This is a genomic window from Massilia sp. FBCC-B171, from assembly GCF_059134155.1.
In genome coordinates, this window is record NZ_CP101443.1 from 2,246,819 (window position 1) to 2,271,329 (window position 24,511).

At 66.3% G+C, this 24,511-nt stretch carries 24 protein-coding genes; 12 read left to right on the forward strand and 12 right to left on the reverse strand.

The genetic code is table 11. The features are described 5' to 3' along the window. Positions 1-89: 89 nt before the first annotated feature. Together NMB41_RS10260 and NMB41_RS10265 are read left to right on the forward strand one after the other, a co-directional pair. Complete coding sequence (locus NMB41_RS10260; RefSeq protein WP_494382348.1) at positions 90-788, forward strand: CoA transferase subunit A; 699 nt, start codon at positions 90-92, stop codon at positions 786-788. A gap of 32 nt (positions 789-820) precedes the next feature. Next, positions 821-1,471: a 3-oxoacid CoA-transferase subunit B gene (locus NMB41_RS10265; RefSeq protein WP_494382349.1), complete on the forward strand. Its 651-nt coding sequence runs from the start codon at positions 821-823 to the stop codon at positions 1,469-1,471. A 56-nt stretch (positions 1,472-1,527) separates the two neighbouring features. On the opposite strand, the gene trhA is transcribed toward NMB41_RS10265, so the two are convergent. From trhA to NMB41_RS10280, 3 genes are all read right to left on the reverse strand, one after another. Then, positions 1,528-2,145 (reverse strand): PAQR family membrane homeostasis protein TrhA, encoded by a 618-nt coding sequence (gene trhA, locus NMB41_RS10270; RefSeq protein ID WP_494382350.1) that lies wholly within the window; start codon positions 2,143-2,145, stop codon positions 1,528-1,530. A 110-nt stretch (positions 2,146-2,255) separates the two neighbouring features. Next, the gene (locus NMB41_RS10275; protein ID WP_494382351.1) at positions 2,256-3,527 is read right to left on the reverse strand and encodes a M56 family metallopeptidase; all 1,272 of its coding nucleotides are present in this window, start codon (positions 3,525-3,527) and stop codon (positions 2,256-2,258) included. Then, the gene (locus NMB41_RS10280; RefSeq protein ID WP_494382352.1) at positions 3,524-3,907 is read right to left on the reverse strand and encodes a BlaI/MecI/CopY family transcriptional regulator; all 384 of its coding nucleotides are present in this window, start codon (positions 3,905-3,907) and stop codon (positions 3,524-3,526) included. Before NMB41_RS10280 ends, NMB41_RS10275 begins: the two co-directional genes overlap by 4 nt. A gap of 160 nt (positions 3,908-4,067) precedes the next feature. On the opposite strand from NMB41_RS10280, the gene NMB41_RS10285 reads away from it, so the two are divergent. Then, complete coding sequence (locus NMB41_RS10285; RefSeq protein WP_494382353.1) at positions 4,068-4,784, forward strand: SIMPL domain-containing protein; 717 nt, start codon at positions 4,068-4,070, stop codon at positions 4,782-4,784. A gap of 13 nt (positions 4,785-4,797) precedes the next feature. Here NMB41_RS10285 and NMB41_RS10290 read toward each other — a convergent pair whose 3' ends face one another. From NMB41_RS10290 to NMB41_RS10300, 3 genes are all read right to left on the reverse strand, one after another. After that, positions 4,798-5,256 carry a YciI family protein gene (locus NMB41_RS10290; protein ID WP_494382354.1) on the reverse strand — a complete coding sequence of 153 codons (459 nt, stop codon included), beginning with the start codon at positions 5,254-5,256 and terminating at the stop codon, positions 4,798-4,800. A 130-nt stretch (positions 5,257-5,386) separates the two neighbouring features. Continuing rightward, positions 5,387-6,688 (reverse strand): dicarboxylate/amino acid:cation symporter, encoded by a 1,302-nt coding sequence (locus NMB41_RS10295; protein ID WP_494382355.1) that lies wholly within the window; start codon positions 6,686-6,688, stop codon positions 5,387-5,389. Positions 6,689-7,086: 398 nt separating this feature from the next. Further along, positions 7,087-8,376: a metal-dependent hydrolase family protein gene (locus tag NMB41_RS10300; protein ID WP_494382356.1), complete on the reverse strand. Its 1,290-nt coding sequence runs from the start codon at positions 8,374-8,376 to the stop codon at positions 7,087-7,089. 58 nt (positions 8,377-8,434) lie between these two features. On the opposite strand from NMB41_RS10300, the gene NMB41_RS10305 reads away from it, so the two are divergent. Together NMB41_RS10305 and NMB41_RS10310 are read left to right on the forward strand one after the other, a co-directional pair. Further along, entirely contained in the window at positions 8,435-9,973 is a 1,539-nt protein-coding gene (locus NMB41_RS10305; protein WP_494382357.1) for a tetratricopeptide repeat protein, read from the forward strand. Between the two features lie 118 nt (positions 9,974-10,091). Then, entirely contained in the window at positions 10,092-11,630 is a 1,539-nt protein-coding gene (locus tag NMB41_RS10310) for a PQQ-dependent sugar dehydrogenase (RefSeq protein WP_494382358.1), read from the forward strand. A 51-nt stretch (positions 11,631-11,681) separates the two neighbouring features. Here NMB41_RS10310 and NMB41_RS10315 read toward each other — a convergent pair whose 3' ends face one another. From NMB41_RS10315 to NMB41_RS10325, 3 genes are all read right to left on the reverse strand, one after another. After that, positions 11,682-13,091, reverse strand: a complete 1,410-nt coding sequence (locus tag NMB41_RS10315) for an MFS transporter (protein WP_494382359.1) — start codon at positions 13,089-13,091, stop codon at positions 11,682-11,684. A gap of 12 nt (positions 13,092-13,103) precedes the next feature. After that, positions 13,104-13,808: an SDR family oxidoreductase gene (locus tag NMB41_RS10320; protein WP_494382360.1), complete on the reverse strand. Its 705-nt coding sequence runs from the start codon at positions 13,806-13,808 to the stop codon at positions 13,104-13,106. A 92-nt stretch (positions 13,809-13,900) separates the two neighbouring features. Beyond that, a complete protein-coding gene (locus NMB41_RS10325) occupies positions 13,901-14,485 on the reverse strand; it encodes a TetR/AcrR family transcriptional regulator (protein WP_494382361.1) in 585 nt (194 codons plus the stop codon). Between the two features lie 205 nt (positions 14,486-14,690). Here NMB41_RS10325 and NMB41_RS10330 point away from each other — a divergent pair, with 205 nt between their 5' ends. Next, positions 14,691-15,752, forward strand: coding sequence for a DUF5694 domain-containing protein (locus NMB41_RS10330; RefSeq protein ID WP_494382362.1), 1,062 nt, complete (start codon positions 14,691-14,693; stop codon positions 15,750-15,752). A 57-nt stretch (positions 15,753-15,809) separates the two neighbouring features. Here NMB41_RS10330 and NMB41_RS10335 read toward each other — a convergent pair whose 3' ends face one another. Beyond that, positions 15,810-16,457, reverse strand: coding sequence for a CatA-like O-acetyltransferase (locus NMB41_RS10335; RefSeq protein ID WP_494382363.1), 648 nt, complete (start codon positions 16,455-16,457; stop codon positions 15,810-15,812). A gap of 97 nt (positions 16,458-16,554) precedes the next feature. Then, positions 16,555-17,349 (reverse strand): 3-hydroxybutyrate dehydrogenase, encoded by a 795-nt coding sequence (locus NMB41_RS10340; protein WP_494382364.1) that lies wholly within the window; start codon positions 17,347-17,349, stop codon positions 16,555-16,557. A 124-nt stretch (positions 17,350-17,473) separates the two neighbouring features. On the opposite strand from NMB41_RS10340, the gene NMB41_RS10345 reads away from it, so the two are divergent. Genes NMB41_RS10345 through NMB41_RS10370 form a run of 6 tightly spaced genes read left to right on the forward strand, consistent with a single transcriptional unit; the run spans position 17,474 to position 23,413 of the window. Next, positions 17,474-18,358: an alpha/beta fold hydrolase gene (locus tag NMB41_RS10345; protein WP_494382365.1), complete on the forward strand. Its 885-nt coding sequence runs from the start codon at positions 17,474-17,476 to the stop codon at positions 18,356-18,358. Positions 18,359-18,372: 14 nt separating this feature from the next. Beyond that, a complete protein-coding gene (locus tag NMB41_RS10350; protein WP_494382366.1) occupies positions 18,373-18,723 on the forward strand; it encodes a RidA family protein in 351 nt (116 codons plus the stop codon). 3 nt (positions 18,724-18,726) lie between these two features. Continuing rightward, the gene (locus NMB41_RS10355; protein WP_494382367.1) at positions 18,727-20,964 is read left to right on the forward strand and encodes a RelA/SpoT family protein; all 2,238 of its coding nucleotides are present in this window, start codon (positions 18,727-18,729) and stop codon (positions 20,962-20,964) included. A 52-nt stretch (positions 20,965-21,016) separates the two neighbouring features. Continuing rightward, positions 21,017-21,823: an MlaE family ABC transporter permease gene (locus tag NMB41_RS10360; protein WP_494382368.1), complete on the forward strand. Its 807-nt coding sequence runs from the start codon at positions 21,017-21,019 to the stop codon at positions 21,821-21,823. 19 nt (positions 21,824-21,842) lie between these two features. Further along, positions 21,843-22,784, forward strand: a complete 942-nt coding sequence (locus NMB41_RS10365; protein WP_494382369.1) for an MlaD family protein — start codon at positions 21,843-21,845, stop codon at positions 22,782-22,784. Then, positions 22,781-23,413, forward strand: coding sequence for a hypothetical protein (locus tag NMB41_RS10370; RefSeq protein ID WP_494382370.1), 633 nt, complete (start codon positions 22,781-22,783; stop codon positions 23,411-23,413). The genes NMB41_RS10365 and NMB41_RS10370 overlap by 4 nt, the downstream gene beginning before the upstream one ends. Positions 23,414-23,520: 107 nt before the next feature. Here the strand turns inward: NMB41_RS10370 and NMB41_RS10375 are convergent, their stop codons facing one another. Further along, positions 23,521-24,489 (reverse strand): NAD(P)/FAD-dependent oxidoreductase, encoded by a 969-nt coding sequence (locus NMB41_RS10375; protein ID WP_494382371.1) that lies wholly within the window; start codon positions 24,487-24,489, stop codon positions 23,521-23,523. Between the last annotated feature and the right edge of the window lie 22 nt (positions 24,490-24,511).

Below are 24,511 nucleotides of genomic sequence, written 5' to 3' on the forward strand. Positions count from 1 at the left end.
TACTCTGCGGTACATAAAGGAATCCTCGAGCGGCACCACGGGCGATTCCAACTTCAAGCTGTTAAGCTTATTTGATAAAAGGGACGGGTATGAACAAAGTGTATCCTGACGCGGCATCGGCGCTGGCCGGTGTCGTGAAAGACGGCCAGACCATCGCCGTCGGCGGCTTCGGCCTGTGCGGCATTCCGGAAGCGCTGATCGCGGCGCTGCGCGACTCGGGCGTCAAGCAACTGACCGCCATCTCCAACAACGCGGGCGTCGACGGCTTCGGCCTGGGCCAGCTGCTGGAAACGCGCCAGATCAAGAAAATGATCGCCTCCTACGTCGGCGAAAACAAGGAATTCGCACGCCAGTTCCTGGCCGGCGAACTCGAACTCGAATTCACGCCCCAGGGCACGCTGGCTGAAAAGCTGCGCGCGGGCGGCGCCGGCATCCCGGCCTTCTTCACGAAAACCGGCTACGGCACCATCGTTGCCGATGGCAAGGAAACGCGCGAATTCGGCGGCGAACACTATGTCATGGAAATGGCACTGCTGCCCGACGTGTCCCTCGTGAAAGCCTGGAAGGCTGACAAGGCCGGCAACCTGGTGTTCCGCAAGACCGCGCGCAACTTCAACCCGAACGTCGCCACCGCAGGCAAGGTCTGCATCGTCGAAGTCGAAGAGCTGGTCGAGATCGGCGAGATCGATCCGGACCAGGTGCACACCGCGAGCATCTTCGTGCACCGCATCGTCCACAATCCATCGCCGGAAAAGCGCATCGAACAGCGCACCGTGCGTGCGGGTTAAGACGACCTCAAGAACACTTTCGGAGACAGAACATGGCATGGACTCGTGATGAAATGGCCGCACGCGCGGCGAAGGAACTGCAGGACGGTTTCTATGTGAACCTGGGCATCGGCTTGCCGACCCTGGTGGCCAACTATGTGCCGCAGGACATCGAAGTCTTCCTGCAATCGGAAAACGGCTTGCTCGGCATCGGCCCCTTCCCAACCGATGAGGCGGTCGACGCCGACCTGATCAACGCCGGCAAGCAGACCGTGACCGCGCTGCCGGGCGCCGCCTACTTCAGCTCGGCCGATTCCTTCGGCATGATCCGCGGCGGCAAGATCAACCTCGCCATCCTGGGCGCGATGCAGGTCTCCGAGCACGGCGACCTGGCCAACTGGATGATTCCAGGCAAAATGGTGAAGGGCATGGGCGGCGCGATGGACCTGGTCGCCGGCGTCAAGCGCGTGGTCGTGGTGATGGAACACGTCGCCACCGCCAAGGACGGCTCGACCAGCCACAAGATCCTGAAGAAATGCGACCTGCCGCTGACCGGCGTCGCGGTGGTGGACCGCATCATCACCGACCTGGGCGTGATCGACATCACCGACAAGGGCCTGACGCTGGTCGAACTGGCGCCGGGCGTGACTAAGGAACAGATCGTTGAAGCAACGGCTGCCGAGCTGGACGTATCGGCGGTCTGAGTTCTTGGCGGGAGCACGATCGAAACGGGGAGCGCCACTGGCCGCTCCCCGTTTTTTTATAGCACGTAGAAATAAATCGTCACGTAGTGCGCGGCGCTGCCCGCCAGCACGAACAGGTGCCAGATGCCGTGTGCATGGCGCATGCGCGCATCGAGCACATAGCACACGATGCCCGCCGTATAGGCGATTCCTCCGCCCAGCAGCCAAGCGAAGCCTGCAGTGCCGAGCCCCTCATGCAGCGGGCCGAGCATGCTGGTCGCCGACCAGCCCATCGCCAGGTAAACCAGCATCGACAGCACCCGCGCACCCTTGCGTGGCCGCGTTTCCTGCAGGATGCCAACGATGGCCAGCCCCCACACCACGCCGAGCAGGATCCAGCCTGCGCTGCCGGTCAACATGAGCATGCAGAAGGGCGTGTAGCTGCCCGCGATCAAGAGATAGATGCTGAGGTGATCGAAGCGCTGGAGCAAGGCCTTCAGCGTGCCGCTGCTGCCGTGGTAGGCGGTGGAACAGGCGTACATCAGCACCAGCGAGATGGCATACACGGCCGTGCTGATCAGGCCGAGATGCCCGTTCGCATCGAAGGCACGTGCCAGCAGCGGGATGCTGGCGCCGAATGCGGCCAGGGCGCCGCCCAGATGGGTAATCGTATTGAGTCGTTCGCCGTGTTGCATTGCGCCCCCCCGGTCAAGGACCATGCGACGCTGGACACGTCGCAGGGCCATTCTACGCCCGGGGGTACGTTTGCAGTGTCGGGGCGCCGCAACGCCCGGGTGGCGCCGCCTTAGCCCAGCGACCAGACGTACTGGACCGGCACCCAGGCGCGCACCGGCTTGCCGCCCGCGATGCCCGGGGTGAAACTGCATTTGGCAATCGCGACGCGCGCCGCTTCGTCGAGCAGCGGGTCGCCGCTCGACTTGGCAACCTGCGCCTCAGCGACGGTGCCGTCGGTATCGACCAGGAAGCGCAGGCTCGTCGTGCCCTCGGCGCGGCGTGCCAGCGACTCCTGCGGGTAGTGCGGTTTGGCGCAGGTATCGAATCTGGCGAGCGGCCGGGTGCTGAGGGCGTCTTGCTCGAGCGCACCGCTGGCGCCTGTGGTTCCGGCGCAGCCGGCAAGGCAGGCTGCCGCGATGGCGAGGACCGGAATCGCGGCCTTCCAGGTCGATGTTTGGGTGTCGGGCCGAACCAGTCGTTTGATACGTGTCATGAGATCTCCTCCGTTGGCCGCCTGGGCCAGGTGCTGGGTTGAGAACTGGAGACGCTCCAGTTCCGAAAGCGCAAGGGCCAGGCGCCGCGGTTCGCCCAGTTGCCTTGCCGCGATATCGTCCGCGATCAGTTCGCGCTCGGCACGGATGCGGTGCGAGAGCCACCAGACCACGGGGTGGTAGAACAACATCGATTCGATCACGCTCTGCGCCAGGTTGACGAGGTAGTCGTGGCGGCGCACATGGGCCAGCTCATGCGCCAGCAGGGCTTCGAGCAGGTGTGGCGGCATCCCCGCAATCAGGGAAGCGGGCACCAGCACCACCGGACGCCACCAGCCGGCGGTGACCGGGCTGGCCAGCGCCTCGACCACGCGCAGGCGCACGGCGCGCGTGATGCCGAACTGCGCCGCCATGCCGGTCAGGCGCGCGTCCCAGTGGGCGTCGGTGCGCTGCGTGCGTGCCGCGCGTCCGATCCACACCAGGCCCAGCGCCATGCGCAGGCCCAGCGCGCCGGCGCAGGCAGCCCAGCCTCCCACCACCCAGGCCAGGTGGGCCTGCAGGAAGCCCTGCCAGCCGGCGCCGCCGTCGCCCGTGGCGCCCGGCAGCATCTGCAGCAGGACCGGGGTGCCGCTGGCGGCGGCTGCGCCGCCGGCCAGGCGCGCGCTCAACTCGACCACCGGCCAGAGCAGGCAGAGCAGCAGATGGACGCAGGCCACCGCGTAGCGCGTCTGGGGCCGCGCCTTGCGCAATCCGATCATCGCCGTGGCCGCTTCCAGTCCGATCAGGGCGCACTGCCAGATCGAGTCGAGCAGGGTGGCGCCGACATGGCCGATCAGTTCCTGGCCCGTCATTGCTTGTCTTCCTTGAGCAGCTTCTCGATTTCGGCGCGTTCTTTTTTGGAGATGCCGGTTTTCAGGGCCGCCAGCACCAGCGCCTTGGCCGAGCCGGCGAAGGCCTTCTGCATCAGGTCCTTCAGCAAATTGGTCTGCAGCGAATCCTGCGGCTGGGCCGGCGCATACACGTGCGAGCGTTCGCTCTCGTCACGGGTGAGCAGGCCCTTGGTGTGCATGATCTGCATCAGGCGCAGCACGGTGGCGTAGGTGACGTCGGGACGCGTTGCCTGCATCGCCTCATGCACCTGGCGCGCGGTGGCCGCGCCAAGTGGCCACAGCACCTGCAGCAGGTCGAGTTCGGCAGCGGTGGGCTTCGGGAGATCGGATGAGGTGGTCATGGCGGTGCCTTCGAATGCAGGGTGGATGTATCTAGATTATCTTGTCTAGAACAAGATGTCTATAACGATTTTGACTCGTGCGGCTTGACGCTGAAATAAATAGACAAAGTTGTCTATATGCGTCTATGCTCGCAGATCCAGAACACCGACCGGAGACTTCATGCTCAAACCGCTTGCCCTCGTGACCGCCCTCGCGGCCAGCCTGGCGCTGCCCGCCGCCCCCCAGGCCTCGCCCTTGCCAACCTATTCGTTCGTGCACGTGAGCGCCGACGCCTCGCGCTACACCACGCCGAACATCGGCGCCGTCGATTTCCTGATCGTCGCGGCCGACGCCGACCCGGCGCTGGCGCGCACGCTGGTCGAGACGCGCATCGCCGAGGTACGCGCCTTGCTGCAGGAGCAGGGCATCCCGCTCGAGGATCTGGAAACGCGCGACGTGCGGCGCGAGCCCGGCAAGAACGGGGCGGCCGAAGCGACGGCGCAGGAATTGCGCGTGAGCGTGCACCTGATCGTGCGCGACCTCTCGAAATGGCGCGCCGTGGTCGCGCCCTTGCTGGACAAGCCGAACCTGTCCGACTTCGCCACCTCCTTCGATATCGTCGAGCGCGACCAGTTCGAGGCCGAGCTGATGCTTGATGCCTTGCGCGACGCGCGCCGCCGCGCCGAGATCATCGCCAAAGGGACGAAGCGCAAACTCGGCGCCGTCACCGCCGTGACGCCGGGCGGCGTGAAGAACGTCGGCGCCGCGATCGGCCTGGTGCGGGCAGACTTCAGCTATACGCGCGTGAAGGCGTCGAACGTCGAGGCGCGCGACTTCCTGTCGGTCGATGCGCTGAAGCTGGTGCAGCCGGTGGATGTGGTGTTCCGGCTGGAGTGAGCCGGCGCAGGCCTTACTTCTTCTCGATCTTGCCGTGCACCTCATTGACCATCATCAGCGCCGCCGAGCCGTAGAACTTGTGGTACTCCGCTTCCATCTCGCCGTTGATGATGACCGGGTCAGTCGCGACCCAGGTTTTGGCGGTGTCGATGTCGGGCGTATTGAAGACGAAGATGCCGCGCCGGCCTTCCTTGCCGTCGAGCGGGCCGGCCAGGACCAGCTTCTTCTCGCCGGCGAGTTTGCCCATGTTCGCGAAGTGGCCCTTGAACATGGCGTTGCGCTCTTCGCCAGCGGCCATCTTCTTCGGGCCGGTCTTCAGGATCACCAGCACGTAGGCACGCATGCCGCGCTCGTCGGCGCCGAGGGATTTGGCCAGTTCGGCGTCGTAGACCGGGCTTGCGGCGGGTTCGGCCGCGGTGGCGCCGAAGGGCAGGGCCAGCAGGGTGGCGAGGGCAAGGGCGGGCAGGCGCATCGTGGGTCTCCGGTGTGATCGTGGCGGCAGCGTAGCACGGGCTTATTCAGGCGGCAATGGATAAGCCTGGACGTCCGCGCATAAAAAAACCGCGCCGAAGCGCGGTCTTTCATGATGAAGCCTTACCCAATCAGGCGGCGTCGCGCACCGGCTGCAGCGCCTTCGGATCGACGTCGACGTGGGTGCCGGCCAGCACCGCATCCATGCGGTCCTTGTCCAGTTCCTTTTCCCACTTCGACACCACCACCGTCGCCACACCGTTGCCGATGAAGTTGGTCAGCGCGCGGCATTCGCTCATGAAGCGGTCGATGCCCAGGATCAGGGCCATGCCTGCCACCGGAATCGTCGGCACCACGGCCAGGGTGGCGGCCAGGGTGATGAAGCCGGCGCCGGTGATGCCGGAAGCGCCTTTTGACGTCAGCATGGCCACGGCCAGGATGGTCAGTTCCTGCATCAGGGTCAGTTCGGTGTTCGTTGCCTGGGCCACGAACAGGGCGGCCATCGTCATGTAGATGTTGGTGCCGTCCAGGTTGAACGAGTAGCCGGTCGGGACCACGAGGCCGACGACGGACTTCGAGCAGCCGAGCTTCTCCAACTTGCGCATCAGGGCCGGCAGCGCGCTTTCCGAGGAGCTGGTGCCGAGCACGATCAGCAGTTCTTCCTTGATATAGCCGATGAACTTGAAGATCGAGAAACCGGTCATCTTGGCGATCGTGCCGAGGACGACGAAGACGAACAGGGCGCAGGTCAGGTAGAAGGAACCCATCAGCTTTGCCAGCGGGACCAGCGAGGCCAGGCCGTATTTGCCGATCGTGAAGGCCATTGCACCGAAGGCGCCGATCGGGGCGAGCTTCATGACGATGTTCACGACGCCGAAGATCACGTGCGAGAAGTCTTCGATGATGCGCGTCGTTGCGCGGCCACGTTCGCCCAGCATCGACAGCGCCACGCCGAACAGGATCGCGATCAGGAGCACCTGCAGGATGTCGCCCTTGGCGAAGGCATCGATGAAGGTGTTCGGGATGATGTTCATCAGGAAGTCGACGGTCGACTGCGACTTCGCCTTGTCGGTGTACTGGGCGATGGCGCTCGAGTCGAGGTGGGCGACGTCGACGTTAAAGCCCGCGCCCGGTTTCGCGACGTTGGCCACGACCAGGCCGATGACGAGGGCGAAGGTCGACACGACTTCGAAGTAGAGCAGTGCCTTGCCGCCGACGCGGCCGACTTTCTTCATGTCCTGCATGCCTGCGATACCGGCGACCACGGTGCAGAAGATGACGGGCGCGATGATCATCTTGATCAGCTTGATGAAGCCGTCGCCCAGGGGTTTCATCTTGGTGCCCAGCTCGGGATACAACACACCGAGCAGCACGCCCAGCACGATGGCGAACAGCACCTGGACGTACAGGATTTTGTAGAAAGGCTTTTTCATGGCAACTCTTCACGAGAGGTTGATGGTGTCGCCATGATCACTAATTCTCACATCAGCCGCTATTGTGGATATCCCCAAGGTGGTGAATGTCCGTCATTACGGTGCTTGATGTGAGATTTCGTCGCGGTGAATGACCATCATTCCCGTTGCTGATGAGCAGGCCGTGGGCCTATTGAGTCAAGACCGTTGAACAGGGCGTAGGGTGGGCGGCTCCACCCTAACGTGTACGACCACGCGGCTGTTGACGCCGCCCACGCGTTCAACGCACGGTTGATCCGTCGCGGCAGATCATGTGATCGTTAAACGCGTGGGCGGCATTGAAAGCCGCATCAATGCGCACGTCCGGGTGGAGCCGCCCACCCTACGCCCCTGATCAACGGTATCGAAGCGGCGGAAGATTACTGCCGGCGATATATCTTCCCGCCCTTCATCACGAAAACCACCTTGCGCAATGCCGCAATGTCCGCCGTCGGATCGCCTTCCACCGCCACCACGTCGGCCAGCGCGCCCGGCGCCAGCTGCCCGAGCTCCTTGCCCTTGCCGAGGATATCGGCCGCCACCACGGTCGCCGCGCGCAGTGCTTCGGTGGGGGTCATCCCGAGCTTCACCATCCATTCCAGCTCGCGCGCATTCGTCCCGTGCGTGAAGACGCCGACGTCGCTGCCGTTGCCGATCACGACGCCCACCTTGCGCGCGAGCTGGAAGGCGCGCGCCGCGTCCTGCATGGCCGGCGTCGGGGCGCCGCCGCGCACGTGCTTCAGGAAGTATTCGCCGATCGCTTCGGGCGCCGTCAAGGTCGGCACGTAGGCGGTGCCGCGCTCCTTCATCAGGCGCAGCGTCGATTCCGACGCGCCATAGCCATGCTCGATCGTGTCGGCGCCGGCCAGCACGGCGATGCGGATCGCGGCGTCGGTGCTCGCGTGCACCGCGACCTTGCGCCCGGTGAGGTGCGTGGCCGCGACCATCGCCTTCATTTCCTCCAAGGTGAAGGTGGGGCGGCTGGTACCGTCGACGCCGGTCCGGTAGTCGGCGTAGATCTTGATCCAGTCGGCGCCGCGCGCGCTCTGTTCGCGCACCGCCTTCGTCACTTCGTCGATGCCGGATGCCGCTTGCGCGCCGTAGGGAATTTCCATGTCGGGCCGGTAGCTGCGCTCGGCCGGGCCGTAGCTGAAGGAGGCGACGATCGCACGGGTTGCAATCAGCAGGCGCGGGCCGGCGACCACGCCCTGTTCGATGGCGCGCTTGATGCCGGCGTCGGCATAGTTGGCGCCTTCGGTGCCGAGGTCGCGCAGGGTGGTGAAGCCTGCCTGCAGCGTATCGGCCGCATGCTTGCCGGCCAGGAGGGTGCGGTATTCGACTTGCTCCTTGATCACCTGGTCGTCCCAGCTGGTCTCGTTGTAGGGATGGAGCAGCACGTGCGAGTGCAGGTCGATCAGGCCGGGGATCAGGGTTTTACCGGGCAGGTCGATGCGCTCGGCGTCGTGCGGCGCCTCGATCGACTGCGCCGGCCCGACCGCCTTGACGCGCCCGTCGGCCACCAGCACCGCCCAGCCGGCGTGCGGCTTGCCTTCGCCGGTCCAGACGCGGTCGGCGCTCAAGAGCAGGCTTCGCGGATCGGCGGCCTGCGCGCAGGCGCTTGCGGCCAGGGTCAAGAGGGTGAGCGCGAGTGTGCCGGTCCAGTTCCGCATGGCGTGTTCCGATGGGTTGTGAAGCTGCCATCATAGCGGAGCCTGGCGGGCCTGCGGTATGCTGGCGGCCATCTTATCGAACGGGGTCACCATGGGGCAGGCAGAGGAGTCGATTGCGGCACTGTTGAAGGAGGCGGTGGCGCTGCACCAGGCGGGCAAGCTCGGTGAGGCGCAGGCACGCTATCGCCAGGTGCTGGCGCTCGCGCCGCGCCGCTTCGACGCGCTGCACCTGCTCGGCGTGGTGCTGCGCCAGCAGGGCGATGCGCAAGGCGCGGTGGCCTTGATCGGACAGGCGATCGCCATCGATCCGGGTCAGGCGACGGCGCACTGCAACCTCGGCGCTGCGCTGCAGGACCTGGGGCGGAGCAGGGATGCGCTGGCCAGTTTCGAGGCGGCGCTGCAGCGCAATCCCGGCTACCCGCTTGCCTGGAGCAACCGCGGCAACGCCCTGCGCAAGCTGGGCCGCCTGCCTGAAGCGGTGGACAGCTACGAACGCGCGCTGGCGCTGCGCCCGAACTATCCTGAAGCCTGGTGCAACCGCGCCATCGCGCTGCTCGACCTGGGCCAGGCGCAGGAGGCGTTTGAGAGCTGCGAGCAGGCGCTGGCGCACAAGCGCCCGTATCCAGAGGCGTCCTGCGTGCGCGCGAACGCCTTGTTCCAGCTGCGCGCATTCGAGCAAGCCTTGCGCGGCTACGACGAAGCGCTGGCCGGCGCCGCAACGCCGGAAGCACAGGCCGGCCGTGGCCTGACCCTGCTCAAGCTCGCACGGCCGCGGGAAGCGCTGGCCAGTTTCGATGCCGCGCTGGCACTGCGCCCACGCCATCCGCACAGCCACCAGCAGCGTGGCGACGCGCTGCTGGCCCTCGGCCGGCGCGAGGAGGCCATCGCCGCCTATGAACGCGCACGCGACCTGGCGCAGGACGCCGGCGCCGATACCAGCCAGATTGCCTTCGTGCTGGCCGCGCTGGGCGTGGGCAAGGCGCCCGAACAGGCGCCGGGCGCTTACGTGAAGGCCTTGTTCGACCAGTACGCCGGCCACTTCGACCAGCATCTCACAAACGTGCTGGGCTACCGCACGCCGGCGCTGGTCAAAGCCGCCATCGAGCGCCACGTCATGCGCACCGACCTGGCGACGGTGGACCTGGGCTGCGGCACTGGGCTGTGCGCGCCCTTCCTGCGGCCGCGCTCGCGCAGCCTGGTTGGCGTCGACCTGTCGGAAAAGATGCTGGCGCTGGCGGCCGGCCGGTACGACCTGCTCGCCTGCGCCGACATCGGCAGCTGGCTGGAGGGACACAAGGCCGCCTTCGACCTGGCCGTGGCCGCCGACGTGCTGGTCTACTTCGGCGACCTCGACCCTCTGTTTGCCCGCGTGCGGGCCGCGCTGCGTCCTTGCGGCTGGTTCTGTTTTTCGACCGAAGCGAGCGCGCAGCCAGGCTATACGCTGCTGCCTTCGAACCGGTATGCACACGCCTCGGCCTATCTGCACGGCCTGGCGCGCGCACATGGTTTTGAACTGGTCGAGGCCGAATCGGTGGTGGTGCGCAGCGAGAACGGTGTCGACGTCAAAGGCTACCTGCTACTGCTGCGCGCGGCCTGATTCGACCTGCCACGCCTGCGAACCCTCGAAACGCTTTGCGGTCCAATCCTGACCGCCAGGCGAGCTTCCACGAAGCCCGGCTGGTTCTTGATGCGCCTGCAGAAATGGGAGGATCATCATGTCCAAAACATGCGCTGAAAAACTCGCAGTCAAGCCGCGCTCGGCCCTGGCGTTTTCCGTCTTGCTGGGACTGGCCACACCCTTTGCCGCCGCCGATACGATTCCGGTCGAAATCCTGGACCCGAATTTGCAGGTGACCACCTATATCGGCGCCGGGCTGGTCCAGCCGATCGGGATCGCCTTCATCGGCACGGACGACGCCCTGATCCTGGAAAAAGCGACGGGCCTGGTGAAACGGGCGACCGGCGGCGTTCTCCAACCGGCGCCGGTGCTCGACCTCGCCGTCAATTCCGCTTCAGAGCGCGGCCTGCTCGGCATTGCGCTGCATCCGAACTTTCCGGCCGTGCCTTTCGTGTACATTCGCTGGACCGAAAGCTCGACCGGGGCCGACAGCGAGGTCCTGAGCGAGGTGCCGCTGCTGGGCAACCGCGTCGACCGCTTCATCTGGGACGGCGCTGTCCTGCGCCTCGACCCCAACTTCAATACAGTGCGCCTGCGCGCCCGGCAGACCGACAACCTTGCCGTTCGCAACCACGAAGACCTGGTCAACCCGGCCGAACGGGGCAACCACAACGGCGGGCCGATCCGCTTCGGCCCCGATGGCAAGCTGTATGTCTTCACGGGCGACCTTGGCCGCCGCGGACACACGCAGAACCTGGTCATCGGCCCCTTCGAATCGCCATCCTTCCGCGACGACATCTACGGCGGGCCGGCACCCGACAGCGCGCACCTGTCCGGCGTGGTCCAGCGCTTGAACGACGACGGCAGCACGCCGCGCGACAACCCCTTTTATGCCATCGGCAGCATCATCGGCGGGGAGACCGGCAGGGCGTGGCGCACCGTCTATTCGTACGGCCACCGCAATGGTTTCGGCATGGCCTTCGACCCCTACAGCCGCTACCTGTGGCTGACCGAGAACTCGGACGACGCCTTCAGCGAATTGAACCGCGTGGTGCGCGGCATGAATGGCGGCTGGATCCAGAACATGGGACCACTGAGCCGCATCGCCGAGTTCAAGCAGATCGAAACCACGATGTTCGGCGCTAACCTGCAACAAGTGCGCTATCCGCCCACGCGCATCGCGGACACGGCCGGCGCGGCTCGCGAACGGATGGTCATGCTGCCCGGTGCCGAGTATGTCGATCCGCAGTTCAGCTGGCGCTACGAGTCCGGGCCTGCGGGCGCAGCCTTCGTGCGCGGCGACGCGCTCGGCGCGGACTACCTCGGCAGCTTGTGGATCGGTTCGTCCCGTGCCTTCGCGCAGGTGGGCGGGACCGGCGGCAGCCTGTACCGGCTGCGCCTGGCGCCCGACCGGCTTGCGGTCGACCTCAGCGCCGATGCGCGCCTGGCCGACAAGGTAGCCGACAACCTGGAAAAGTTCGGCGCGACCGAAAGCGAGAGCCTGCTCATCGGCCGCGGCTTCGGCATCACGCCTGCCATCGAACAGGGACCGGACGGCAACCTGTATGTGGTGTCGCTGTCCGACGGGATCGTCTACCGCATCAGCCGCGCGACCGCGCCTGCAAGCGCGCAATAACGCGGGAATCGGTCCGGGGCGCAGGCGCGTACCCCGGACTTTTTTGTCCGATCAGGCCGGGCGTGGCGCCGGCCGCGTCTTGACGGCCAGGCACAGCGCCCCGGTGATCAGGGCCAGCGCCACATGCATGCCGTACAGCGGCATGAAGTCGGCGCGCGTCAGGCTGGCATGCCCGACCAGCAGCACCGTGATCGCCACCCCCAGCACCGCGCCGAGCTGGCGCGTGGCCTGGTTGACCGCGCTGCCGACCGCATACTGGGCCGGCGGCAGCCCCGCCACCGCCGCGCCGGACAGGGACGGCAGCACCATGCCTACGCCGATCCCGGACAGGAACAGGCCCGGCAGCCACTGGGTCAGGTAGGCAGGTTCCGTGCCCGGCACCAGCAGCAGCCACAGGCCGCTGGCCGCATACACGAGCGAACCGATGACGAGCACCGGCCGGTGCCCGCTGCGCGCGGCGATGCGCCCGGCGATGATCGCAGTGGGCACCACCATCAGGGGACCGGGTGTGACCGCGAGACCCGCCAGCGGCAGGCTGAAATGCCAGATGCGCGTCATGTAGGCGAAGAAGGCGAAAAACATCATCGCAAACGCCGTGCCGAAAGCGAGCGTGGCCAGGTTGACCGCGCTGTAGCTGCGGTTGGCGAACAGTGCCAGGTCGACCAGGGGCGCGTCGCTGTTGCGGGCCCAGGCGATGAAGGCGCCGAAGGCCAGCACGCTCGTTGCCGCCAGGGCGCCCAGTTCGAGCCGGCTCCAGTGGGGTGAGTCGAGCTGGGTGATCGCCATCGCGACCGCGCCGACCGCAACTATCAGGAGCAGCATGCCGACCAGGTCGATGCGCGCCCGCTTGCCCGGCACGATCGCTTCGCGCAGGCGCGCCGCGCCGAACCAGAGCGAGATCGCGCCCAGCGGCAGGTTGATGTAGAAGGCCCAGGGCCAGCCCAGGTGCTCGACGATGGCCGTGCCCAGGCTCGGCCCGATGGCCGCGGCCAGCCCGCCGACCGCGCCCCACAGGCTCACTGCCACCGCGCGCTTTTCTTTCGGGAAGGCGTCGAGGATGATCGACAGCGAGGCGGGGGTGAGCAGCGCGGCGCCGAGGGCCTGCAGCACGCGCGCGGCGATCAGCCAGGCCACGCTGTCGGCCATGCCGCAGGCCGCCGACGCCGCCAGGAACAGCGCGACCCCGAACAGGAAGACGCGCTTTCTGCCATGGGCGTCGGCCAGGCCGCCGGCGGGAATGAGCATGGTCGCGTAGACGACGGTGTAGGCGTTGAGCACCCAGGACAGGTCGGCCGGCGTGGCGGCGGGGAAGGCTGCCTGCAGGGCGCCGAAGGCGGCGAACAGCACCGTGCTGTCGATCGACACCAGGAAGACGGCGATGCAGGCGATCCAGAAGGTCGGCCAGGGCGAGCTTGCCGCCTGCGGAACGGCAGGGGCGGCGATGGTGGCGGGCGTGGTCATGATGGGGTCCGATCAGCGTGCGAAATCGATGTAGATGCCGGGCTCGTTCGACAGGCCGCGCTTGATTTGCTGGGTCAGGTCGTCGATCGCCACTTCGCTGTCGCCGTTATCAAGGGCCGCGAAAGCGCGCGCAACCACGACTTCGGGTGCCAGCTTGGGTACGTCCATGCCGCGCGTGAGGTCGGTGTCGATGAAGCCGACGTGCATGCCGAGCACCTGGGTGCCTTGCGCGCGCAAGTCGTTGCGCAGACCGTTGGTGGCGCTCCAGGCGGCCGCTTTCGAAACCGCATACGCGGCCAGCATCGGGCCACTGAGCCAGCTCGCGATCGATAGCACGTTGAGCAGGGCGCCGCCGCCATTGGCCGCCAGCACCGGCGCGAAGGCCTGGCTTACGCGCAGCAGGCCGTAGACATTCGTCTCCATCATGCGTTGGGTGGCGGCGATGCTATCTGCGCCAAGGAGGTTGCCGAAGCTGGCGATGCCGGCATTGTTGACGACCAGGGTGACGTCGCCGCAATCGCGCGCGGCCGCCGCGACCTGCGCGGGATCCGTCACATCGAGCGCCACCGGCACCACGCCAGGCAAGCGAATGGAGGAGGCATCGCGCGCGGCGCCGTAGACCTTGCGCGCACCGTGTTCGAGTGCGTGGCGCGCAAAAGCGAGGCCGAGGCCGCGGTTGGCGCCGGTGATGAAGACGGTGGCGTCCTGGAGTTTCATGGCCGTTCCTTTCAGGTTGAGCTGGAATTCAAGAATATGATGTTCGTCATATTCGTCAGTAAAAAAAGCTGCGGGGCGAGCGCAGCAGGGAGTCAGGCCGGCTTGTCGTACTGGGCGATCAGCGCGGCGCGGGTGGCCGGCAGCAGCGCGCCTGCCGCGTCGCCGAGGGCGCGCGCCAGTTGCAGGGCGCCGACCAGGCTGGCGGCCAGCAGAAAAGCGTGTTCGGGCGCTGCGCTCGGCGGCAAGCTCGCGCGCACCCGCTCGACCAGGCCGCTGACCCGCTTGCGCGAGACCAGCAGCAGCGCGTCGCTTTGGCGCGCCATTTCCGAGCCGAGCGCGGCGACCGGGCAGCCGCGCTCGCAACTGGCCACGTGCTCGTCGCCGAGATAGGCCTCCACCAGCGCGCGCACGGGGCTGGCGCCGGCTTCTTCCAGGGCCTTGATCCGGCGCGACAGGATCTTCACGCTGTCGCGCGCCGCATGTTCGACCGCCGCTTCGAGCAGGGCGTCGCGCGAAGGGAAGTGGGCGTAGAAGCCGCCATGGGTCAGGCCCGCTTCCTTCATCACCTCGGCCACGCCGACGCCGGCATAGCCCTGGCGCCGCAGGGCGCGCGCGGCGGCGTCGAGGATGCGCTGGTGCGATTGCTCGCGACGGGAGGGCTTGTTTTCTGTGTTCATGGTGCGGCTCACAAATATGATGGCTTTCATATTATGACCATCATATTTGGTAGTCAAGCGCTTTTTCTATTGCGGATTAAGGCGCTTGCCAGGGTTTTTAGACGTTCTGGGCCGCCGAAACCGCGTCCTGTCGGTTTGCCGGTTGTCGCGCTTTCTTGTTTTTCCTACATTGTCCAGTCAACAAAACTTCGAGGGAAATACCGGGATGAAACCACTGCGCGCCGTCGCCCGCCTGCTGCCTTTGCTGGCGCTTGCACTTCCACATGCCGCCCAGGCCCAAATTGACCTGACGGCGCTCGACCGCGACATGGCCGGGCCGCGTGCGCAGGTGCTGGTACTGGGCACGATTCACCTGAGCACGCTGCCGGACAGCTTCAATCCGGCCTCGCTCGACACCCTGCTCGACCGGCTGGCCGCCTTCAAGCCGGAGATCGTCACGATCGAGGACGAGAACGGTGAAGAGTGCGATCTGGCCGCGCGCCTGCCGACCCGGTACGGGGCAGACTATTGCCCCTCCACGAGCGCAGCCCAGGCGGCGACCGGGCTGGACGCGCCGTCCGCGATCATGGAAGTGGACAAGCTACTCAAGACCTGGCCGGCGCAGCCGACGCCCGGCCAGCGGCGCCGCCTGGCCGCCTTGTTCATGGCCTCGTATGACCGCGCCTCGGCCTATGTGCAATGGCTGCAGCTGCCCCCAAGCGAGCGTCGTGCCGGGGATGGCCTCGATGCCGCGCTGGTCGCGCAGCTCGTCAAGCTCGGGCAGCGCAAGGACGAGAGCTACCAGATCGCCGCGCGCCTGGCTGCGCGCCTGGGCCTGGCGCGCGTGCACGCGGTCGACAACCATACCGGCGACCGCATCGACGTCCCCGACATCAAGGCCTTCGTGCGTTCGATCGAGGCGGCCTGGGCCTCGGGCGGGAGCGAAATGCGCGCGCACGAGAAACAGGACGATGTCATGGCGCGCGCGCCCGACCTGCTGCCGCTGTACCGCACGATCAACCAGCCAGATCGCCTGCGCGCACGGGCGGTGGGCAATGTCACGCCGTCGATGCAGGCGGTGTCGAAGGAAGGCTATCCGCAGATCTGGGTCGCGGGATGGGAAATCCGCAACCTGCGCATGGTCGCCAACGTGCGCGAGACCTTCCGCGAAAAGCCGGGCGCGCGCGTGCTTGCCGTCGTCGGCGCCACGCACAAGCCGTGGTTCGACAGCTGGCTGGGGCAGCTGCAGGGAGTGGACATCGTCGACGTCGGCCAAGTATTGAAGTAAGGCCGCTCGTACTGGTACTGACCACGCTCTCGGCGCGGCTTCCTGGCCGAAGCGGCTTTACGCTTGCCGGGCCATGATGTCCGCCAGTTCGGCTGCAATCTGCTGCGCCAGCTTGTGTATATGGAAGCCGTCCACAAACCCATGATGCGCCTGCACCGAGAACGGCAGCAGCAGGCGGCCATTCGGCGCATCCCTGAACCTGCCCCAGGCCAGCGAGGGAATGTCGGGAGCGCCGAGGCTGGCCGTCGGGTGTTGAATGGACGTGAAGTCGAGCCAGGGGATGCAGGTAATGAAAACCTGGTCCTTGCACTGGCGCGGCGAAAGGTCTGCGTAGGCGTTGTTCAAGCCGGTCATCGCGCAGGCCTGTTCGCGCGCCGCCACGCCGCGCCGGACGAATTCGCGCAGGTCGTCGGACCAGTCGAAGAGGGCGAAATTGAGGTCGTCGTTGTGGTTCACGACCGTGAACGAGGGCATCAGGCGCTCGATCTGAATCACTTCACCCTCGAAAACGCGGTAGCGGAAGTTCTCGATCTTCAGGATCGAGCGCAGCACGGCGCACAGCAGCACGTGGAAGGGCGGCAGGCCCTGCGCCTTGCACCAGGGGCGGTAGTCGGGCAGCTCGAGCGGGAAGCAGAGGTTGACCGCAGGGCTGTCCATGCGGTCGAAGAGGTCGAAGCGGTCGCGCCGCTTGTCGAAATTGTGCATGCGAAGTCGATGGCGTAACGGGCGCGGCACCGGGATTGCCGGTGCCGCGCCGATGTGGCGTGTCCCGCTCAGCCGGGACACGGAAGGTGGGAGGTGATTACTGCGCGGCCCAGCCGCCGTCCATGTTCCAGGCCACGCCGCGCACCTGGTTGCCGGCCGGGCTGCAGAAGAACACGGCCAGCGCGCCCAGTTCCTCCGGGGTCACGAATTCGCCCGATGGCTGCTTCTCGGCCAGCAGGGCGCGGCGTGCTTCGTCGTTCGACAGGTTCTCGCGGGCGGCGCGGTCATCGACCTGCTTTTGCACCAGCGGGGTCAGGACCCAGCCCGGGCAGATCGCGTTGCAGGTCACGCCCGTCTGCGCCGTCTCCAGCGCGGTGACCTTGGTGAAGCCGACCAGGCCGTGCTTGGCCGCGACATAGGCCGACTTCTGGGCCGAGCCCACCAGGCCGTGGACCGAGGCCAGGTTGATGATGCGGCCCCAGTTTTTCTGCTTCATGCCGGGCAGGGCCAGGCGCGCCGTGTGGAAGGCCGAGGTCAGGTTGATCGCGATGATCGCATCCCATTTCTCGACCGGGAAATCCTCGACGCTGGCCACGTGCTGGATGCCGGCGTTGTTGACCAGGATGTCGACGCCGCCGAATTTCTCCTGCGCGAAGGCCATCATCGCCTCGATCTGCTCGGGCTTGGACATGTCTGCGTTGTGGTAGGCGGTCCGCACGCCGAATTCGGAACCGATGTCGGTATGGAGCTTCTCGATCTGCTGGGCGTCGCCGAAGCCGTTGAAGACCAGATTGGCGCCCTGTTCGGCCAGCGCACGGGCAATGCCGAGGCCGATGCCGGAGGTCGAACCGGTGACGAGAGCCGTTTTGCCGCTTAACATGGTCGATTTCATTGTTTCCTCTATTGGATAGGTGATCGGGTGTTTGTACGGAATTGGTAGAATTCTAATCGCTTGGCCGGGTAAAATGTGGCCTGGCGTTTATCGACGTAACAATATTGTCATCTGGAGCAGGGATATGAGCGAAGCGAGATTGAAAAGCGTGCAGTGCAGCTCGCCCGCCGGCCTGCACCGGATTGCATACAAGGAATGGGGCGACCCGGACAATGCGCGCGTGCTGGTCTGCGTGCACGGCGTTACGCGCGTGGCCGACGACTTCGATGCGCTGGCGCGCGACCTGTGCGACGAGTACCGCGTGGTCTGTCCCGACGTGGCCGGACGCGGGCGTTCGGACCGGCTGGCCAACCCCCAGCTCTACGCGCTGCCGCAGTACATCGCCGACATGGTGACCCTGGTCGCGCGCGTCACCGCCAATGGCGAGGACAAGGTGCACTGGTTCGGCACTTCGATGGGCGGCCTGATCGGCATGGTGCTGGCCTCCCTGCCTGGCTCGCCGATCACGCGGCTGCTCCTGAACGACATCGGCCCCACGCTCGACGGCACGGCCCTGCAGCGCATTGCCGACTACATCGGCCAGGACCTGCGCTTTCCCGATTACGCGACCGGTGCGCGTTTCGTGCGCGAGGTGTCCGCCTCGTTCGGGCCGCACACGGACGAACAATGGGACAAGCTGGCGGGCGACGTGCTGCGCCAGGAAGCGGACGGCCAGTGGGTGCGCCACTACGACCTGGCGCTGGCCCAGCCCTTCAAGACGATGAACGTCGAGCGCGCGGAGCAGGACCAGGAAGCGCTCTGGCGCGCCTGGGATGCGATTACCTGCCCGACGCTGCTGGTGCGCGGCGAGCATTCCGACCTGCTGTCGCACGAAACGGCGCAGCTGATGACGACGCGCGGACCGAAACCGCAGCTGGTCGAGATTCCCGGCGTGGGCCATGCGCCGACTTTTGTCCAGCCCGACCAGATTGCAATCGCACGAAAATTTTTATTAAGCGCTACGCACTGAATACGAAAGAGAACATGCAAATCACACGACTCCACGTTGGCAAACGCCTGTCCGAAATCGCCGTCTACAACGGCACCGTCTACCTGGCCGGCCAGATCGCCGAAGACACGACCCAGGACATCGAAGGCCAGACGCGCGAAGTGCTGGGCCACGTCGACCGCCTGCTGCAGGAAGCCGGCAGCGACAAGACCTGCATCCTGATGTGCCAGATCTACATCGCCGACATGGCGCATTTCGCCGGCATGAACGCCGTCTATGACGAATGGGTTGCATCCGGCCACACGCCGCCGCGCGCAACCGTCGAAGCGAAGCTTGCCAATCCGGCCTGCCTGGTGGAGATCGTCGTCACCGCCGCCCTGCGTTAATACATGGTTTCCACCGCCGCGCTCGGCGACGCGACTACGCAGCTGGTATCGGGCCTCAGCCCCGAGGAATGCGTGCGCGTCCAGCACGCGCTCGATTACGCCTCCGCCGCCTATGGCGAACGGGCCTGTTCCTCCGGCCAGAACGCCTTCGAATTTTCGTTAGGGGTGGCCGGCACGCTGGCCTACCTGCGCAGCGATGTCGAGACGCGCATCGCGGGCCTCTTGTTCGAGCTGGCGATCGTCGAGCCGGCGCTGGTGGAAACGCTCGAGCAGCTGTTCGGCGCCGAGGTGGCCAGCCTGGTGCGCGGCGTGCAGCAGCTGATCCGCCTGCGCGACCTGACCGTGGGCCATCAAGCCATCGGGCGCGGCAAGAACGCGGCCCAGCAGGCCGTGGCGCAGGTGGAAACGCTGCGCAAGATGCTGCTTGCGATGGCGACCGACATGCGCGTGGTGCTGATCCGCCTGGCCTCTTGCGTGACGACGCTGCGTTATTTTGCCGAGGCCAAGCGCTTCGACGAACTGACGCGCGACTACGGGCGCGAGACCATGGACCTGTACGCGCCGCTGGCAAACCGCCTCGGCATCTGGCAGCTGAAGTGGGAGCTGGAAGACCTGGCCTTCCGCTTCCTCGAGCCGGAAACCTACAAGCGCATCGCCAAGATGCTGGAAGAGAAGCGGATGTCGCGCGAAGGCTTCGTCGCGTCGTCGATCGAGCGGTTGCAGCGGGAGCTGCACGCGGCCGGCATCAAGGCCGAGGTGAGCGGACGCCCGAAACACATCTACAGCATCTACAACAAGATGCGCGGCAAGGAGCTCGATTTCTCCTCGCTCTACGACGTGCGCGCCTTCCGTGTGATCGTTGCCGACGCCAAGACCTGCTACACGGTCCTGAGCCTGGTGCACAACATCTGGACCCCGATCCCGTCCGAATTCGACGACTACATCGCGCGCCCGAAGCCGAACGGCTACCAGTCGCTGCACACGGTCGTCACCGCCGAGGACGGGCGGCCGCTGGAAGTGCAGGTGCGCACCCAGGAGATGCACAACTTCGCCGAGTACGGCGTGGCCGCGCACTGGCGCTACAAGGAAGAAGGCGGCTCGAATTTCAAGAGCCAGAAGTACGACGAAAAGATCGCCTGGCTGCGCCAGCTGCTGGCCTGGAAGACCGACGTCACCGACGTCGTGGCCGCCGAAGAAGACCAGAAGGAATGGGTCGAAAAGCTGAAAGCCACGACGCTGGACGACCGCATCTTCGTGCTGACCCCGCAGGCGCGGGTGCTCGAACTGCCCGTGGGCGCGACGCCGATCGACTTCGCCTACCATCTGCACAGCGAAGTCGGCCACCGCTGCCGCGGCGCCAAGATCGACGGCGTGATGGTGCCCCTGAATACGCCGCTGTCGAACGGCCAGACCTGCGAGATCATCACCGCGAAAGGCCCAGCCGGCAGCCAGGGACCGTCGCGCGACTGGCTCAGCCCCGGGTACACGGTCAGCAGCCGCACGCGCTCGAAGATCCGCGCCTGGTTCCATGCGCTGGAACTGGCCGAGACGCTCAATCAAGGCCGTACCCTGGTCGAAAAATCCCTCCAGCGCGAAGGCAAGACCGCGGTCAACCTGGAAGCGCTGGCGCATAAGCTGGGTTTCGCCAAGGTCGACGACCTGTTCATCGCGGTCGGCAAGGAAAAATTCAGCCTGCGCCACGTGGAAGCGGCGCTGCACGAAACGGTGGAAGCGCCGCCGCCGGACGATACGGCCGTCGTCAACAAGAGCCGGGCCTCGAGCGTGGAGCAGGGCGCCAAGTCGGGCGTACTGGTGGTCGGCACCGAAGGCCTGATGACGATGCTGGCCAAGTGCTGCAAACCGGCGCCGCCGGACCCGATCGTGGGCTTCGTCACGCGCGGCAAGGGCGTGTCGATCCACCGGCTCTCGTGCAAGAATTTTGGGGAGATGCGCAGCAAGGCGCCCGAGCGGGTGATCCAGACCGACTGGGGCAAGGGCGTGATCGAGACCGTTTATCCGGTCGACATCTTCATTCTTGCGGTGGACCGCCAGGGCCTGCTGCGCGACGTGTCGGACGCGTTTTTGCGCGAGAAGATCAACGTCACCGGCGTGAATACGCAGACCACCAAGGGACAGGCGCGCATGGTGTTTACGGCGGAGATCGGGTCGACGGCGCAGTTGCAGAAGGCCTTGTCGGGCATCGCTGAAGTGCCGGGAGTGCAGGAGGCGCGCAGAGCATAATGGTCATGATACGAAAACACATGCATCCTTGTTAAAACCGTATCATATGCCCATGCGCCGCTCCCTCCACCTCGCCACCCGCCCCAGCCTCTGGGGCCTCGCGTTTGTCCACTACCTGCGCAGCTGGTGGTACATGTTCCACCTCGGCGCCATCGCCATGGTGACGGCGTTCTCGCCTTCGACCTACAACCGCGCCAACCGCCTCGCCACCGCGCGCTACATCCACGCCAGCACCTGGCAGGTGCTGCCCTGGTTCACGGTCCTCTCGGCCCTGATCAGCCTCGTCATCATCCGCATCGTGCTGGTGACGGCCATGAGCTACGGCCTGTCGCGCTATGCGCTGGAGATGGTGGTGCGGGTGCTGGTGCTGGAACTCATTCCCCTCTCGGCCGCGCTGTTTGCCGCCCTGCGTTCCGGCATGGCCTTCGATGCGACTGCTCTCGGCCTGGCGCGCGCCGGGCTGCCGACCGTCGAGGTGAATGCGGAAGCCCTGCGCCGCCTGCGGCGCGACCTGGTGCCGCAGCTGTTTGCCAACGCCTTTTCAGTCCTCAGCCTGGCCATGGTCAGCTCGACCATCGTGCTGCTGCTGGCCTACCTGAACGTGTACGGCGTGTCGCCCTGGGGCGTTTCCGACTATACGCGCACGGTCGGGCGCGTGTTCGACCCCATCGTCACGATCGGCTTTGTCCTGAAGACCGTGTTGTTCGGCCTGGCGGTGGCCGTGATTCCGACCGCCGCCATCCTCGAACTGCAGCGCTATCCGCGGCGCCTGAACTCGAGCGTGCAGCCGGGCGCGCTGCGCCTCCTGTTCGTGCTGCTGCTGATCGAAGGCGCTTCGCTTGCCTTGAAGTACATCTGATCCTCAACTATCTGAACCCATGATCGATACGACACCTGACGAGCCGGCCCATGTTGAAACCAAGGCAATGATCCTGCTGGGGCTGGTCGCCACCCTGATCATCGCCTTTGTCCTGTATGTGATGTATGCGCGCGGGGTGTTCGAACCCACACAGAAGCTGATCCTGACCACCGAGAACTCGGAAGGCGTCATCCCCGGCATGGACATGACCTTCGCGGGCTTTCCCATCGGGCGCGTGCGCCTGGTCGACCTGGCCAAAGACGGCAAGGTGCAGGTGCTGGTCGACGTCTCGAAGTCGGACGCCCGCTGGCTCACGGTGTCGAGCGTCTTCACGCTGGAGCGCAGCGTCGTCGGCGAGACGCGCCTGCGCGCCTTCACCGGCGTGCTCGACGACGCGCCGCTGCCCGACGGCGCGGTGCGTCCCATCCTGCGCGGCGACGTCACCGCCGAGATCCCCGGCCTGGTGGCCACGGCGCGCTCGCTCCTGAACAACCTGGACAGCATGACCGCGGAAGGATCGAGCATGGCCGGCAGCCTCGACAACCTGCAGGCTCTGACCGGAAGCCTGTCGGGCCGCATCTCCGGCCGATACGGCCTGCTGAGCGGCGCGCTGGGCGACGAGGAAGCAAAAAAATTCATCGGCACGCTGCAGCGCCTGGACGGCTTGCTGGCCAAGACCGACCAGCGCCTGTATGGCAAGAAGGGCGTGGTCGACGACGCCCAGGCCGCGGTGGTCGAACTGCAGGGCGTGCTGCAGGATGCGCGCGCCACCTTGAAGCGCGTGGACGCCGTGCTGGTCGAAGCCCAGGCCGTGGGCGCGAATGCGCGCGTGGCGACCGAAGACCTGGGCGCCTTGCGCGGCGAAGTCGACGCCAGCCTGCGCAAGGTGAACCGCCTGGTCGACCAGGTCAACCGCAAGTGGCCGTTCGCCGGCAAGCCCGAGGAGATCAAGCTGCCATGAAACTACCCGCCCTGATGATTGCACTGCTGCTGGCCGGCTGCAGCACCCGGCCCGCGCCGCCAAGCTGGCAGCCGGACGCCAAGGACGCGCTCGACGCCTTCACCGAAGACTACCTGCGCGGCAGCACGGGCGCGGCCAACGCGAACTTCGCGCGCGCGCGCCGCGAAACCACCAGCACCGGCCGCGCCGACCTCGTGGCCCAGGTCGAGCTGGTGCGCTGCGCGGTGCTGGCGGCGAGCCTGGAGTTTGACGCCTGTCCCGGCTTTGCGGCGCTGGCGAGCGACGCGACGGCGCAGCAACGCGCGTACGCGGCCTATATCGCCGGGCGCTGGGAAGGACTGGACGTGGCGGCCTTGCCGGAGCAGCACCGGACGGTGGCCGGCAGCGGCTCGATCGCGGCGGTGACCGATCCGCTGGCCAAGCTGGTGGCGGCAGGGGCGCTGTTCAAGTCGGGGCGGATCGCGCCTGCCGATATCGGGGCGGCGACCGAGACGGCGTCGAGCCAGGGCTGGCGCAGGCCGCTGTTGATGTGGCTGGGGGTGGCGCAGAAGCGGGCGGAGGCGCTTGGCGATGCGGTGGGCGTGGAGCAGATCAAGCGGCGGATTGCGTTGGCGTCGGGCGAGAAATAAGCGTGGAATGGTGGGCTGCCGTGCGTTGAACGCGTGGGCGGGGAACCCGCCCACCCTACGGGTCCTTGGCATAGGACGTAGGGTGGACGGCTCTGCCGCCCACGCGTTCAACCAGCCTCAGAATCGTCGCGACGCTCGACTTTCGCCCGCAAGGCCCAGGGCAAGGCATTGTGAATCGCCGTCGCCGCAATCGCCGCCTGTCCCGCCGCCACCGCAATCTGGTTCAGCCCACGCACCACGTCCCCGATCGCATACAGCCCCGGCACGCTGGTGCGCTGGTGGTCGTCGACCACGATCTTGTCGCATTCGGCCGTCTCGACCCCTAGTGCGGAGGCCAGCGCCGAGCGCGCCGTCTCGCCCAGGATCGGATAGAACACGTCGAACTCGCGGCTCTCGCCGTCGGCCGTGTTCAGGATCGGCTTCATGTCCGGGCTCATCGACACGCCCAGCAGCGGCGACTCGACATAGACCACGCCGGCCGCTTCCACTTGCTTGCGGTCTTCATCGCTGAGCATCGATTCCTCGCCGCGGTCGAACAGCGTGACGTCCGCACTGAAAGAGCGCATGAAGAGGGCGTGCCCGACCGGGTTGGTTTCGTTGGTGACCACCGCAATGCGCCGGTCCATGACGTCGTAGCCGTCGCACACCGGGCACAGGCGCACGGCGCCGCAGGCCACGGCTTCGCGCCAGTTCTCGACCGGCAGGCCCGCGTCGGCCACGCCCGTGGCGATCAGCACGGTCAGCGCGCGGAGGGAGTGGGTGTCGCCGGCGTCGTCGAGGTAGTCGCCGACGAAGTGGCCGTCCTCCAGGCGCAGGTCCATGACTTCGCCGTGCAGGACATCGCCGCCGTAGTTGCGCAGCTGGTCGGTCAGGTTCTTCAGCAGTTCGCTGCCCGGCACGCCTTCGGGGAAGCCGGGGTAATTGTGCGAGACGGGGATCAGGCACAGGCGGCTGTTGCCCTTGTCGACGACGGCGATGTTGCGCGTGAAGCGGCGCAGGTAGATGGCGGCGGTCAGGCCGCCGGGGCCGCCGCCGATGACCAGGGTATCGAAAACACGTTCGGTAAGTTCGCTCATGGAGCGATTATCGGGACTTTCG

Coding starts and splice junctions, on each gene's coding strand:
- NMB41_RS10350 (WP_494382366.1), top strand. CDS start 18,373: ATGCAAATCACACGACTCCACGTTGGCAAACGCCTGTCCGAAATCGCC.
- NMB41_RS10375 (WP_494382371.1), bottom strand. CDS start 24,489: ATGAGCGAACTTACCGAACGTGTTTTCGATACCCTGGTCATCGGCGGC.
- NMB41_RS10330 (WP_494382362.1), top strand. CDS start 14,691: ATGAAACCACTGCGCGCCGTCGCCCGCCTGCTGCCTTTGCTGGCGCTT.
- NMB41_RS10335 (WP_494382363.1), bottom strand. CDS start 16,457: ATGCACAATTTCGACAAGCGGCGCGACCGCTTCGACCTCTTCGACCGC.
- NMB41_RS10305 (WP_494382357.1), top strand. CDS start 8,435: ATGCTGGCGGCCATCTTATCGAACGGGGTCACCATGGGGCAGGCAGAG.
- NMB41_RS10360 (WP_494382368.1), top strand. CDS start 21,017: ATGCGCCGCTCCCTCCACCTCGCCACCCGCCCCAGCCTCTGGGGCCTC.
- NMB41_RS10260 (WP_494382348.1), top strand. CDS start 90: ATGAACAAAGTGTATCCTGACGCGGCATCGGCGCTGGCCGGTGTCGTG.
- NMB41_RS10345 (WP_494382365.1), top strand. CDS start 17,474: ATGAGCGAAGCGAGATTGAAAAGCGTGCAGTGCAGCTCGCCCGCCGGC.
- NMB41_RS10310 (WP_494382358.1), top strand. CDS start 10,092: ATGTCCAAAACATGCGCTGAAAAACTCGCAGTCAAGCCGCGCTCGGCC.
- NMB41_RS10370 (WP_494382370.1), top strand. CDS start 22,781: ATGAAACTACCCGCCCTGATGATTGCACTGCTGCTGGCCGGCTGCAGC.
- NMB41_RS10280 (WP_494382352.1), bottom strand. CDS start 3,907: ATGACCACCTCATCCGATCTCCCGAAGCCCACCGCTGCCGAACTCGAC.
- NMB41_RS10285 (WP_494382353.1), top strand. CDS start 4,068: ATGCTCAAACCGCTTGCCCTCGTGACCGCCCTCGCGGCCAGCCTGGCG.
- NMB41_RS10290 (WP_494382354.1), bottom strand. CDS start 5,256: ATGCGCCTGCCCGCCCTTGCCCTCGCCACCCTGCTGGCCCTGCCCTTC.
- NMB41_RS10340 (WP_494382364.1), bottom strand. CDS start 17,349: ATGAAATCGACCATGTTAAGCGGCAAAACGGCTCTCGTCACCGGTTCG.
- NMB41_RS10365 (WP_494382369.1), top strand. CDS start 21,843: ATGATCGATACGACACCTGACGAGCCGGCCCATGTTGAAACCAAGGCA.
- NMB41_RS10315 (WP_494382359.1), bottom strand. CDS start 13,091: ATGACCACGCCCGCCACCATCGCCGCCCCTGCCGTTCCGCAGGCGGCA.
- NMB41_RS10325 (WP_494382361.1), bottom strand. CDS start 14,485: ATGAACACAGAAAACAAGCCCTCCCGTCGCGAGCAATCGCACCAGCGC.
- NMB41_RS10295 (WP_494382355.1), bottom strand. CDS start 6,688: ATGAAAAAGCCTTTCTACAAAATCCTGTACGTCCAGGTGCTGTTCGCC.
- trhA (WP_494382350.1), bottom strand. CDS start 2,145: ATGCAACACGGCGAACGACTCAATACGATTACCCATCTGGGCGGCGCC.
- NMB41_RS10265 (WP_494382349.1), top strand. CDS start 821: ATGGCATGGACTCGTGATGAAATGGCCGCACGCGCGGCGAAGGAACTG.
- NMB41_RS10275 (WP_494382351.1), bottom strand. CDS start 3,527: ATGACGGGCCAGGAACTGATCGGCCATGTCGGCGCCACCCTGCTCGAC.
- NMB41_RS10300 (WP_494382356.1), bottom strand. CDS start 8,376: ATGCGGAACTGGACCGGCACACTCGCGCTCACCCTCTTGACCCTGGCC.
- NMB41_RS10320 (WP_494382360.1), bottom strand. CDS start 13,808: ATGAAACTCCAGGACGCCACCGTCTTCATCACCGGCGCCAACCGCGGC.
- NMB41_RS10355 (WP_494382367.1), top strand. CDS start 18,727: ATGGTTTCCACCGCCGCGCTCGGCGACGCGACTACGCAGCTGGTATCG.